Here is a 13445-nt window from a genome sequence, read left to right as displayed (position 1 = left end):
AATCGTTAAAGAATTGTGCCGTTTTGTATCTAGAAAGTATCAAACGGGATAAGGCTCTGACTAAATCGTTTTTTCAAGAGGCAACTGTATTGTTTGCTGCTGCCTAGGTAGTAGGTAACCATAGAAAGATTAAATACCGCCATTCAAATGGTAATACACGGCATTAAATCGAAGCTCCTTCTTCAGCTCTGGAATAGTGGTATCGGTACCAATCAGAACCATTTCCACATCGGCCATCTCTACGAAATCCGCTAACTGCTCCAAGGTAATGCCTTGCGTGTACACGCTGTGGTGCGCAGCACCGGAATGAATCCAGGCGGCCGCCGCTATTTCTAAGTTGGGGCGTGGCTGCCACAGCGCTTTCGCAACAGGCAGGTTAGGTAATTCTGCCGGTGGCTCTACGGTATCTACTTCATTAACAACCATGCGGAAACGCGTACCCAAATCGATAAGCGAAATATTCATGGCATAACCCGCTTTGCCGGTAAACAGCAGACGAGCAATGTCTTTTTTAACACCAATGGTGTGACGCTGCACTTCCACAGTAGGTCTTGCCGCTGCAATAGAAGGGCAAACCTCAAGCATGTGGGCACCCAATACCTGATCGGGAGAGCCAAAGTCGTAAGTGTAGTCTTCCATAAAGGACGTACCGCCTTCCTGGCCCTTGCTCATCACTTTTACGATACGGTTCATGGCGGCTGTTTTCCAGTCACCTTCACCTCCGTATCCGTAACCTTTACTCATTAAACGCTGCGTGGCCAAGCCGGGCAGACCGCTTAAACCGGTAAGGTTTTCAAAGCAGTTGGTAAACGCCATGCAGCCTTTGTCTTGCATAAAGCGCTCCATGGCCAATTCTAGGCGCGCTTCGTTTTGCAGCATTTCCAGTTGATGCGCGTTGGAGAATACGGCGGCCTCAATATCGTAATCTTGCTTATACAATTCTATCTGTGCAGCGATATCTTCAGCGGACACTTGCTCACACGCTTCAGTTAATTCGCCAAGGCCATAGGCGTGCACTTCAAAACCAAATTTAATTTGTGCTGAAACTTTATCGCCTTCTGTTACCGCCACCTGGCGCATATTGTCGCCAAAACGGGCTACTCTTAAGGTGCGCGCTTCGGCTAGGCCCATAGCCGCGCGAACCCAATCGTCTACTTGCTTCTGTACAGTTTCTTTCTGCCAGTGCCCCACAACCACTTTGCGCTCTTGGCGTAAGCGTGTGCCAATATGACCAAACTCTCGGTCACCGTGAGCACTCTGATTGAGGTTCATGTAATCCATATTAATGTCAGCCCAGGGAAGAGCCGCACCGAACTGCGTGTGTAAATGCAGGTAGGGCTTATTTAATACGCTTAACCCGGCAATCCACATTTTTGCGGGTGAAAAAGTATGCATCCACAGAATTAAACCAACACAATTATCATCGCTATTGGCCTGCTGACAGACTTTTAAAATTTCTTCGGGTGTTGTAACAATGCCTTTTGCTTCAATCTGCGCAGACAAAAGCGAAGAGGAACTTAAACCATTCGCAATTTCCTGGCTGTTTTCAGCCACTTGTTGCAGGGTTTTTGGCCCGTACAGGTGCTGTGAACCGGTAACAAACCAAACCGTTTTGTTTTCAAAATTCTTCATATCTAGCCTCTCAAAAATCGGTCAAACGCTGTCTACTGACCGTAGTACGCATTCTTTCCATGCTTGCGCATATAGTGTTTATCGATAATCGCTTGCTTTAATGGCGCACGACTAGGATCGAGTGTTTTTGTTAAGTACGCCATCTTCGCCATTTCTTCCAATACTACGGCGTGGTACACGGACTTGGCAGCATTACTGCCCCACGTGAAAGGCGCATGACCGGCAACAATAACCATCGGCACTTCCTCGGGGTTTATAACCGCAAAGGCATCGGTAATTTGCACACCGGTTTCTTCTTCGTAATCGCGCTGGATTTGCTCATCACTCATCACCGCCGTGCAGGGCACTTCGCCATAGGCAAAATCGGCATGGGTAGTGCCAAAGCAGGGAATGCCCATTTGCGCCTGCGCCCACGCAGTCGCATAGCTAGAGTGGGTATGCGTTACACCACCAATAGATTCAAAATGACGATACAAATGGGTATGGGTTTTGGTATCGGAAGACGGGCGCATATCACCTTCAACAATCGTATTTTCCATATCCACAATAACAATGTGTTCGGGCTTTAAATCTTCGTAAGGTACACCGGAAGGCTTAATGGCGATAACGCTAGCATCGCGATCTATTTGCGATACATTGCCCCAGGTGTAAATCACTAAGTTGCGCGTATGCAGCTCCATGTTAGCTTCATAAACTTCACGCTTTAATTCGGTAAAACGGCTCACGCCAAACCTCCATTCACAAAACCGCCCAGCTTCTGATAACGGGCGTACAGACTATCGTAAACACTCGCGTGCTCTGCGTTAGGTTCATAAGACTGACACACTTTTGAAGCCATCACGGCTTGCGCGTCGGCGACTGTTGCGAAAGCACCGCCAACGGTTGCGGCAAAAATAGCGGCGCCTAAAGCACAACTCTGCTCGCTCTCCAGCACCTCGATTTTGCAGTTCCACACATCCGCGCAGACCTGCATAACAAAATCGGATTTTTTCGAAATACCGCCAATAGCTACAACCGAGTTAACCGCAACACCCTGCTCACGGAAGCGTTCAATAATAGCGCGTGCACCAAACGCCGTCGCTTCAACTAAACCACGGAAGATTTGCGGTGCGTCGGTGCCCATTTTTAAACCGGCCAAGGCCATGGCCACCGTTTGATCGGCATCCGGTGTGCGGCGACCGTTAACCCAGTCTAGCGCGGTAATACCGGCTTCGCCGGGCGCAAGCTTAATTGCTTGCTCACTTAACTGAATAAGCATTTGGTCGTCGAGTTCTGCCAGTAGCTGTTCTTTGGTGGCATCATCCAGCGCGCGACTATTGGCAATAATATTTTTAGCGGGCCAGCTAAGTAATTTTTTGTACCAGGCATAAAGGTCTCCGAAAGCACTCTGCCCGGCTTCCAACCCAACCATTCCAGGGACAACAGAGCCATCCACCTGACCGCAAATGCCTTTTATGCACTTATCGGCCACGTCTTCGTAGCTGGCTACAGTAATATCGCAAGTAGAGGTGCCCATAATTTTGGTGAGCACGCCTGGGCTAACTTTTGCCGCAACGGCACCCATATGACAGTCGAAGGCACTAAAGCCAACCGGTACTCCAACGGGCAGCCCTAGTTTCTCGGCCCATTCGGCGGTGAGTTCGCCAACTTTTTGATCGGAACTAAAGGTATCGGCGGGCAGCGTGTCACGCAGGCCGTCCAGTAATGGGTCGATACCGGTAAAGAATTCATTAGGTGGGTAACCGCCCCAGCTTTCGTGCCACATAACCTTGTGACCTGCGGCGCAGCGGCCCATGCGGAAGCTTTTGGGGTGAGTTGTGCCGGTAAGGATGGCCGACATCCAGTCGCAGTGTTCTACAAAGGAATAAGTGGCCGCACGTACTTCGGTGCTTTCACGCAATACGTGCAACGCTTTGGCCCAGTACCATTCCGAGGAGTAGATACCACCTTCGTACTTAAGATAATTTTCACTAGCCGATTCGGCGGCAGCGGTAATTTCAGCCGCTTCGGCCACGGCGGTGTGATCTTTCCAGAGCACGAACATGGCATTCGGGTTTTCAGCGAACTCGGGCTTAAGCGCAAGCGCAACACCTTCTTCGTCCACGGCTACCGGGGTTGAACCTGTAGTATCAAAACTAATGCCTATAACCTTTTCGGCGGCTCCGGCCGGGGCATCCCGCCAAAGACCAGACACAACCTGCTGCAGGCTTTCGAGGTAATCGAGGGGATGCTGGCGAAACTGATCCGCAGCCGGGTCGCAATACAACCCCTTCGACCATCGCGGGTAGTAGACCACTCGCGTTGCCACTTCTTCGCCAGTTGTAACATCGACTAGAAGCGAGCGAACAGAATCGCTGCCGTAGTCCAGACCTAATGCATATGAAGTCATAGAGAAAACCCACCTGATACGGTATTCGACCAGACCACAACGAGGAAGCCGGCAACCCATTATATTGTATTATAATATAATCCCTGACTGATTGGAGCAGTGTCAAATGTTTCCGCGCCCAATTTCGCTATAGGACTAATAGCATCGGCTAAGTTTGATTCAAGTATACATCTTTAGCTTTCAAGCACTTACAACGTTTGCAAAGGCTTAAAAAATGCGGCGGGGCAAGAGAAAGACTAGTGGACACCTCAATGGAGCTGAGTACTAAACCCAGCCACCATCAACGATAAAGTGCTGGGACGTACACATGCGGGAGTCGTCAGAGGCCAGAAACAGGGCCATGGCGGAAATATCCTCCGGTACCACCAACTGCTTTAAGCACTGCGCCTCACTGATAGTTTTCCGCGCGCGGTCATCTATGCGGTCTTCGAGCTGACGCTTAGTCATTACCCAGCCGGGAACCAGTGTATTCACACGGATGTTATCTGGCCCCATGTCGCGAGCTAAACCACGGGTGAGCCCTTCAATGGCGGCCTTAGAGCTGGTGTAGCCTGGCATACCGCCTTGCGTGGCATACCAACTCATGGAGCCCAAATTAATAATGGAACCACCGCCCATCTCTTTCATATCCGAGTAAACCGCCTGGGAGGCAAAGAAGTGGTGGCGTAAATTTACCGCAATACGCTCATCCCAATAGTCGACATCTACGGTACGGAAGTCGTGGCGATCGTCATCGGCGGCGTTGTTTAGCAGGACATTAACAGGGCCTAGCTCAGCCTGAACCTCCACAATGGTTTTTTGCAGCAGGCGAATATTGCGTAGATCGCAGTGGTAGTAACGGGGAGTTGTGCAATTTTCAGTGGCGGTGGTGTGCTCGATTAACCACTCAGCGCAGTCATCAAGAATATCAATAAATGCGACCTTGGCCTTCTGTCTACAGAAAGCCTCCACCATGTTTGCGCCAATACCGGAGGCTCCGCCGGTTATCAATACCACCTTGCCTTCTAGGCTGGGGTAGACATTGGTCAAGTTCACGAATTCTGCACCAAATTAGTTTTATCGTTTAGTGTACCCACATGACGGGGCAACCAAAAGTAGAGATTGCAGGAAGCTTATGCAGCTAAGGCAACCCATTCATCTGTTTCTTCGCCGGAACTACAGTAACATAACTTGCGCAAAAACCACCACGCACTTGCACCAAGGGTTAGCACCAACTTACATACACGATAACCATACCCGACCCTAGCGAGGAGCTAGCCATACATAGGGGTACCCTCAACCTCCCCAGAGTATTGGCATTCCCGGTGATAGGCTAAAACCCCTCAACTTTGAGTGCTCCACCATCATTAATACGCTCACCTCACTAACAGCGCACTCACGCTATAGCTGTGAGGCCACCTCAACACCCGAAGGCTTATATGTGGGCACCAGCTTGCCAATAACCCAGACAACTATTATTAGCTGGATACTTTTTTAAACATCATGAAGCATTTCAGACAACACCGCGCTTACCGAAATCAATGTTAAGCGTATTACATTGGCGCATACAGCGAACCTCGGCGAGAGCATTCTGACGCAAAAAAGCCAGCCTAGGCGACACCACCTCATCGCCCACGCCCAAACGTTTGTTTAGCGCCCTTACTTGCCAGCCTAAACGGGTAGGACCTTTAAACACCATGACTTCCAATAAACAACTAATGGGCACCTCACCTAGATTGCGCGCGGTCGACGTTCCCATTGCATGAGCGCAATTAAACTCAACGTATCGGTCGTTCTCGCCTTCGAGAAAGGACTCAAATCTTAGGTACCTGAAGGTTTTAACATTTCACTGAACATTAATACCCAATAGCGGTAATGCCCCCCATATATCCGTTTTATTTGTACGAGGGCAATCCTTGAACTATCTTTAAGCGAGTGAAAAAAGGCTTAGCAAGCTGTACGAGTAATAACCTTACTTTTCCTGGTCATTTATAAGTGAAAGCACTTCAACCCTACTATTTTTGCCTTCTATCGATTTTCATCGCAACTACCAAAGTCTATGCATCTGCCGATGAATACTCGATCTATATAGACGCAGACTTTTCCCACAACCTCGAATCTTCGCAAGCGATTGAAAGGGGAATTAATACAGCGCTAAAGGGAATTAATTACCAAGTAAACAACCTAACACTGTCTACAAAAAGGATGGACCATCGCGGTAACACAAAAAGGAGTAAAAAGCATATACAAGCGTACCTCGACGACAAAAGAGCTATTGCGATATTTTCGGGATTACACTCCCCCCCACTGCTAGCGAACCGAGATTTTATCAACAAGAATCAAGTGCTTGTTTTGGACCCTTGGGCAGCCGCAGGCCCAATCACTCGATACCCAGATCCGGAAAATTGGATATTTCGACTTTCCATAGATGATTCAAAAGCAGGCGAGGTTATTACCAGCTACGCAATAGACCACAAAAAAGCCAAACACCCCTGTTTAATTTTAGAAAACACTGGTTGGGGCGATTCAAACAAAAAGACAATACTCAAAGCCCTAAAAAAAAGAGGGCTTAAACCTTCCCTTATCCAAAGGTTTGGGTGGGGCTTAAAGTCCGGCGAAGCTGGCAGTATTATTGAAAACTGCTTAGCGTCAGAAGCGGACTCCGTATTTTTAGTTGCGAATGTCACCGAGGGTTTCTATATAACCAAGGCAATATCACAAATAAGCAAAAATATTCGGTTGCCCATATATAGCCACTGGGGAATTACTGGGGGTAAATTTCAAGAACTAATGCCACTATCTGAACTCAAAAAAATTGATTTGTTTTTCTTGCAAACCAAATTTTCATTCTCGCAGAAAAACTTAAGCGCCATGCAACAATCGATACTTGTAAAATTGAAAAAAAACTATGCAGAATATGAGAACCCAGAAGCCATAAAAACATCAGCTGGGCTTATTCATGCTTACGACTTAACATTAATGCTTATAGAGGCCCTAAAAAGCATCGCCGTTACAAACTCTATTCATACCATAAGACGCTCAACTCGAAACCATCTCGAAGACCTAAAAAATCCAATACAAGGTTTGATAAAAGAGTACCGAAATCCCTTTCGACCATTTAGACCAGATGATACTGATGCTCATGAAGCACTTAATATATCTGACTATGTAATGGGATTTTTTGATAGCAAATACAATATTACTCTTGACTCTTGGACCTACAACGGCAACTCCAGTGACAAATAAAAACGACCCTAATGTGTCACCAACGGATCACTTTAACGTATCACGCATATTCTCAATATACATAGTGTTTATAGTTTTTAGCCTAGCATTCACCTTAATAACGATTGGCTACATAAACGTTAAAAAAACGACGCTGAATTCTTATGATAAATTTGCCGAAATCGAACTAAATTTATTCTCCAGCCTATTCAATATTTATATAGATAATCATATAGCCGCGCTAGCCGATCACGCAAAATCCCCAATCATAATTAACAGCGTAATGAACAGCGGTGAATACAACCCAACACTGGATGATGTACTCAACGAAATTAGGCTTGTGGGTAAAAATGCATCATTTGCCGTTATAGACATAAATAACGTTATCACACAGAAAGACAAAGACTTCTCAGCACTTAACGAATCAACATCTGCACGAATATCAGAAGTTATCGCAGAAAAAATCGATTCCTATTTCTATTTTAAAGCTCACCATTCGGATAATTCCAAACTAATATTGGGGCTGATCGTGCCAATACTGTACAACGGTCTTTCGGAAGGAGCTCTTATATCGGAAGTCGATATAGACATTAATCGTATACTAAAAAAAAGTACGGCCATAAACAACAACGTTGAATTAGCAATTAGCCACAAAAAAGAAACTATCTATAGAAACCCACACACGAATACCGGAAAGTCATTAATCAAGATTTCGCCTTTAAGTAACGGCGATTCATTCATTTCTGTAAAATTGGATCTTTCGTACACCCACGAATCGATGAAAAATCTAGCCATAACAACACTTTTTCTATCTTCATTATTTATGGCAGCGTTTTTATTGGTATTTCACTTTATCGGGAGAAAGCTTTTCATTGAACCGGGAGAAATCATACAGAAGGAGAGACTTAAAACAGGAAACCTAAACAAACAGCTCGTAAGAACGAATGAAGATTTAAATCAATTCGTCTATGTCGCCTCTCACGATCTAAAATCTCCTTTGCTAGCTATTAGCCAACTTTCCGAATGGATTGTGGAGGATTGCGAGGAAATACTTCCAGCCGAATCAAAAAAACACCTGCGATTGCTTACTGATAGAACAACAAGAATGCAATACTTATTGGATGACTTACTTGAATATTCAAGGGTTGGACGATTTAACTACGAAGTGGAAACCTTTTCATTCACCGAAATAGTAACACAAGCTTTCGAGCCCCTTAACAACGCTTCAAACTTTAAACTTCACTGTAAGAGCGTACCCGAAACGATAACGTTACCCAAAGTTCCATTAGAAATCGTTCTTAGAAACTGCATATCTAACGCCATCAAGCATCACCATGAAAGCCAAGGTGAGATACATGTGTCTTGTGACATCATCAACGACACGTACTGTATCTCTATAACGGATGACGGCCCTGGAATAGCAAAAAATTTACACGAAAAGGCATTTGAAATGTTTCAAACACTTCAACCTCGTGACGAAGTAGAAGGCAGCGGAATGGGGTTGGCCATAATAAAAAAATTGGTGCAAAATTATGACGGCAAGGTACTCATTGAATCAGACGCCGGAACCGGAACAACAATAAAAACAATCTGGCCAACACTAAAGGATTACACCCATGGCGCAATCTGAAGATGCAATCACGATACTGCTCGTTGAGGACGATGATGTAGATGTAATGTCCATTCAACGCACGCTTAAAAAACACAGAATTGCCAACACACTAGTCCGCGCGAAGCACGGAAAGGAAGCGATGGACTTCCTAGAAAAAGACATAGTAAAAAAGCCCTACATCATCCTTTTAGATATCAACATGCCAGTAATGAATGGCATAGAATTTTTAGAAACTATTAGATCACATAAAACGTTACACGACAGCACAATTTTTGTATTAACAACATCCTCGGCCGACGAAGATATAACAAAAGCATACAACCAGCATATAGCGGGCTACTTTTTAAAATGTGAAACAGGATCTAGCGTAACCAATGTTGTTAACGTGTTAGGTGGCTATTGGAAAATAGTGCATCTTCCAAAATAAATAACTGAGTAATAGTGCAGATGAACGTTTTATTAGTCGACGATGACGAGGTCGATCGCGAAAGAGTTAAAAGAATACTCAAGCGATCTCAACCCTCCATTCAAATTACCGAAGCCAGCACTGTAGATAAAGGTATAGAAGCATACAACAGCAATGCATTCGATATAGTTCTGCTCGATTACAAAATGCCTAGACGAGACGGCATTGAGATGCTAAAGGAACTAAGATGCCTACCAAAAGATGGCAGCGTAGCCATCGTTATGATGAGCACCTCAGAAGACGAACAACTAGCACTAGAATGCTTACGCTTTGGCGCTCAGGATTTTGTACCCAAGTCCGACATCACAAAAGCTCGACTATCGCGCGCCATTGCCCACGCCCACACTAGATTCGAACTCGAAAAAGAATTATGGCAAAGCTACAAAAAAGTTAAACAATTAGCCGAGAGCGACTCACTCACAGGCCTTGCGAATCGGTACCTTTTCGATGAGACCTTGAAAAGCTCCATCCAAACAAACGAAAGAGCCCATCATAAAATAGCTTTGGTTTTATTTGATATTGATAATTTTAAATTTGTTAACGACACTTTTGGCCATAATGTTGGTGACGCACTTCTACAGCGTACCGTAACGCGTGTAAAAAGCTGCATGCGCGGGAATGAATTATTTTACAGGCTTGGCGGGGACGAATTTGGCATTATCATACCCACTATAGATGAGATAAAATATGTTCATTCGATTGTCAATCGAATCAAAAATATATTCGTTAAGCCCTTCGAAATAGAAGGCGTTAAAGTGACATCCAGCGTCAGTATTGGTATCGCCATACATCCAGATAACGGAAACACCGCTCAGGAGCTATACAAGCAAGCAGATATCGCAATGTATAGAGCTAAAAAGCAAGGGAAAAATCTCATTTGCTTTTTCGAACACGACATGCAAGAACAATTTTCAAAACGCTATCTGATAGAACAGCAACTTAGAGAGTCCATTATAGATAAAAGCTTTTTTTTGGTCTACCAACCAATACTCTATGCCAACCAATACGAACTGGCCGGTGTTGAGGCATTGCTCAGATGGGAGTACAAGTCCAATATTAGAGCTCCAGACACCTTCATATCGGTAGCAGAAGATACCAACCTTATTCGGGAGATTGGCAAGTGGGTGATACAGGAAGCGTTTAAAAAAATTGCCGAATGGCACGGATTGTCTAATCTACAGCCAGAACTTTCACTAAACCTTTCGCCAAAGCAACTTGTTGATGAGCAACTGGTTGACTTCATACAAGCGGAGCTAATTCATTACGACTTGGACCCAAGACACATACAATTTGAATTGACAGAAACGGCTTTTTTGGATAATTCACCCGAGATTGCGGCAAATATACATAAAATTAGTGATCTGGGATGCAAAATAGCCCTGGACGATTTTGGCACTGGGTTTTCTTCAATATCGCACTTACGCAACTTTCCGATCGACACCGTAAAAATCGACAAATCAATATTACCCAAAGATAATAGCAATGAAAAAGAAATCGCCTTAATGAACGGGCTTTGCATGATGATAAAAGCCTTAAAACTCAACATAGTCGCTGAAGGGGTTGAGACCGAATACCACAAACAACTGTGCCATTCGTTTAACGTAGATAAATTACAGGGGTTTTATTTTTCAAAGCCAATTTCACCTAAAGAAATTACTAGCAACTATTTCACCAAGGGGACCTAAACTAGTTGCTTAACTAAGAAGAAGTTAAAGCCTAGATTATTTTGACATTAGGTTTTGCACCGTCGCACACCCAACAATAGACGTTTTCGGTGAATTCTAGACATTCACTACATAACGTAGACAACTGACAACACTCAAGCAAAACTCACCAAACATAAAACAAGCCAAGGACTGCGCATCCACATACAAACTTTATTCCACCAATAAAATATTATTGCGTAAGTAGCACTAACCTCAAAATATTTATTCATGTATGCATCCCATCTTTTAACTAAGTCATGCGCAAAGCATTTAAAGCCATATTCACATACCGCGAATAAAAATATCGAATTTGGCGAAAAGCATTGGACCGTATTGCTTTCTACTTTCCGCGTCATAATAATGTTTATTGTGCTACATATATGACAACATTCCATATTTATAGCATTTTTTATTTAGAATTTATGACAGTACCTGTAATTAATATTAACTTACGCTATATGCGAAATCATCAATTACAGAACTCTGTTCATTGCGATTATTATTCGTGGTATATTCCGCAAAAATAAAAATAGCGGCTAAGCAACAATCTGAATAGCGCGCGTATTCTTTTGATTCAAATCCAATTATTTGAGATCGTCCACTTTAAACTAGATCATTAATCTGGCCCATAGCCGGCAGGTATTGCCGCAATAACGAATACGCCATGAAACTATTTCGCCTACTCATTTTGATAATCGTTACGCTATTAAATACAACCACACTAAGCTCGAACACCCAACAATTAGCCCACAACTACCACCAAGTGGGTATTGCCTCTGAATCTTATAGGCTTGAACTCTATACGCAAACGGACAGAATTCCATTCAACAAGATGCATTCTTGGAAAGTTATCGTTCACGACACTAGCCCCTCTCCTAACTTACGGGTAGACGTCTCAATCGATGGAGGCATGATTGCGCACAAACACGGCTTACCCACGACACCAATAGTTGAGCGTTTGACAACACCAGATACTTACTTAATACACGGGCTGAAATTTCAGATGGAGGGTGAATGGTTTATCGATTTTATACTTAGCGATACCACGAATAACACCCTGGCAATAAGGCATATATTCAACGTCGAATGCGACAGCACTGCCAACAAAAATCAATAACTCAGTTAGTTGAAAAACTTTCTCGGCAATCAATAATAATGAATAGAACAAAGATCTATTTGACCATTTTCATGGTCTTTATCATTTTTTTTGTTTTTTGTGTTATGGAGTTTCGTATAGAATCATCACCGACATGGAGTGAAGATGAACTACGCATACTTAACACATTGGCCTTAGATAGAAACGCCAACGAAAACGGCATTAATACTAAGCTCGCGAAACTGGGGAAAGAGCTATTTTTTGATGCTACTTTAAGCGAAAACCATGACATTTCATGTGCCACCTGTCACCAGCCAACCAGGTTTTTTTCCGACGGGAAAATGTTGAGCTCCACTGGCGAACATACTGCAAAAATTCACACCCCCACACTTATCGGTGCAAGCTCCAGCCAATGGTTTTTTTGGGATGGGAGAAAAGACAGCCTTTGGTCCCAGGCTCTTGAACCTTTGGAAAATCACACAGAGCACGGAACAAATCGTCTCGCTGTAGTCAAGCATGTTACCACCCGCTACAAAGCGCAATATTATACTCTTTTCGGCACGTTTTCAGAATTCAGTATGGAACTGCAAAAGACTGCTAACGCAACACCGATGGGAGAGAACACTAAATGGCAAAAAAATTGGTATTTATTGACAGAAAAAGACCGGAAAAAAATAAATCGCATTTTCGCCAACACTGGCTTAGCGATAGCCGAATACCAAAAACTCATTCAGCCTGGTTTATCTAGATTCGACAAGTACGTACATAGCCTAAGCAATCGTGAGCACAACATAAAACAAAAAGAGCAGTTAACAGCAGAAGAAATATACGGCCTTAAACTGTTTTTAGACTCAGAAAAAACGACCTGCATCAATTGCCATAACGGACCACTGTTTTCAAATTTTGATTTTCAAGCAACGGGAATTAGAACCGTATTCGACAAAAAACGCAGGGGAAGAATCGGCCGTATAGCCGGTATAAACACCGCACTTAAAGACGAATTCAACTGCTTTTCTGGTTATGTTGAAAAAAACTGTGACGAACTGCGGTACGCAAAAAAAGAAGGTAGCGAACTTATTGGCGCGTTTAAAGTGCCCACGCTTAGAAATGTCGCTGACACCGCGCCTTACATGCATAGCGGCGATCTTTCAAGTCTCGATGAAGTATTAACCTACTATAACAAAGCTAAAACGATTGGAAATGAGCATATCGACATTCAACCGCTACGATTACGGCCTCATGAATTAAAGCAGCTCAAAGCCTTTTTAACTACTTTATCCGCTCCATTAGCCATGCAAGATCACTGGCTCACCCCCACCAAATTGTAACTACCATAACCT

Annotated in this window: 11 protein-coding genes; 6 read left to right on the top strand and 5 right to left on the bottom strand. The window is 44.0% G+C overall.

What is annotated here, in order from left to right; genetic code table 11:
- Positions 1-129: 129 nt before the first annotated feature.
- From araA to H5336_RS13415, 5 genes are all read right to left on the bottom strand, one after another.
- Positions 130-1632, bottom strand: a complete 1503-nt coding sequence (gene araA, locus H5336_RS13435) for an L-arabinose isomerase (protein ID WP_185234791.1) — start codon at positions 1630-1632, stop codon at positions 130-132.
- Between the two features lie 32 nt (positions 1633-1664).
- Positions 1665-2357, bottom strand: a complete 693-nt coding sequence (locus tag H5336_RS13430) for an L-ribulose-5-phosphate 4-epimerase (RefSeq protein ID WP_185234790.1) — start codon at positions 2355-2357, stop codon at positions 1665-1667.
- Positions 2354-4021: a ribulokinase gene (locus H5336_RS13425; protein ID WP_185234789.1), complete on the bottom strand. Its 1668-nt coding sequence runs from the start codon at positions 4019-4021 to the stop codon at positions 2354-2356. The genes H5336_RS13430 and H5336_RS13425 overlap by 4 nt, the downstream gene beginning before the upstream one ends.
- 264 nt (positions 4022-4285) lie before the next feature.
- Positions 4286-5056, bottom strand: coding sequence for an SDR family NAD(P)-dependent oxidoreductase (locus tag H5336_RS13420; protein ID WP_185234788.1), 771 nt, complete (start codon positions 5054-5056; stop codon positions 4286-4288).
- A gap of 457 nt (positions 5057-5513) precedes the next feature.
- Positions 5514-5759, bottom strand: a complete 246-nt coding sequence (locus tag H5336_RS13415; protein WP_185234787.1) for a hypothetical protein — start codon at positions 5757-5759, stop codon at positions 5514-5516.
- 236 nt (positions 5760-5995) lie between these two features.
- On the opposite strand from H5336_RS13415, the gene H5336_RS13410 reads away from it, so the two are divergent.
- The 6 genes from H5336_RS13410 to H5336_RS13385 all read left to right on the top strand — a co-directional run bounded on the left by H5336_RS13410 (position 5996) and on the right by H5336_RS13385 (position 13433).
- Complete coding sequence (locus H5336_RS13410) at positions 5996-7246, top strand: ABC transporter substrate-binding protein (RefSeq protein WP_185234786.1); 1251 nt, start codon at positions 5996-5998, stop codon at positions 7244-7246.
- Positions 7236-8855 carry a sensor histidine kinase gene (locus tag H5336_RS23645; RefSeq protein WP_185234785.1) on the top strand — a complete coding sequence of 540 codons (1620 nt, stop codon included), beginning with the start codon at positions 7236-7238 and terminating at the stop codon, positions 8853-8855. Before H5336_RS13410 ends, H5336_RS23645 begins: the two co-directional genes overlap by 11 nt.
- A complete protein-coding gene (locus H5336_RS13400) occupies positions 8842-9264 on the top strand; it encodes a response regulator (protein ID WP_185234784.1) in 423 nt (140 codons plus the stop codon). Before H5336_RS23645 ends, H5336_RS13400 begins: the two co-directional genes overlap by 14 nt.
- Before the next feature lie 20 nt (positions 9265-9284).
- On the top strand, positions 9285-10988 hold the full coding sequence (locus tag H5336_RS13395; protein WP_185234783.1) for a putative bifunctional diguanylate cyclase/phosphodiesterase: 1704 nt from the start codon (positions 9285-9287) through the stop codon (positions 10986-10988).
- A 685-nt stretch (positions 10989-11673) separates the two neighbouring features.
- Complete coding sequence (locus H5336_RS13390) at positions 11674-12126, top strand: hypothetical protein (protein ID WP_185234782.1); 453 nt, start codon at positions 11674-11676, stop codon at positions 12124-12126.
- 38 nt (positions 12127-12164) lie between these two features.
- Positions 12165-13433, top strand: a complete 1269-nt coding sequence (locus H5336_RS13385) for a cytochrome-c peroxidase (protein WP_185234781.1) — start codon at positions 12165-12167, stop codon at positions 13431-13433.
- Positions 13434-13445: the final 12 nt, after the last annotated feature.

Source organism: Teredinibacter franksiae, from assembly GCF_014218805.1.
Classification (GTDB): Bacteria; Pseudomonadota; Gammaproteobacteria; order Pseudomonadales; family Cellvibrionaceae; genus Teredinibacter; species Teredinibacter franksiae.
Note: the sequence above shows the minus strand (reverse complement) of the source record. Positions and strands in the feature narration are given on the sequence as shown.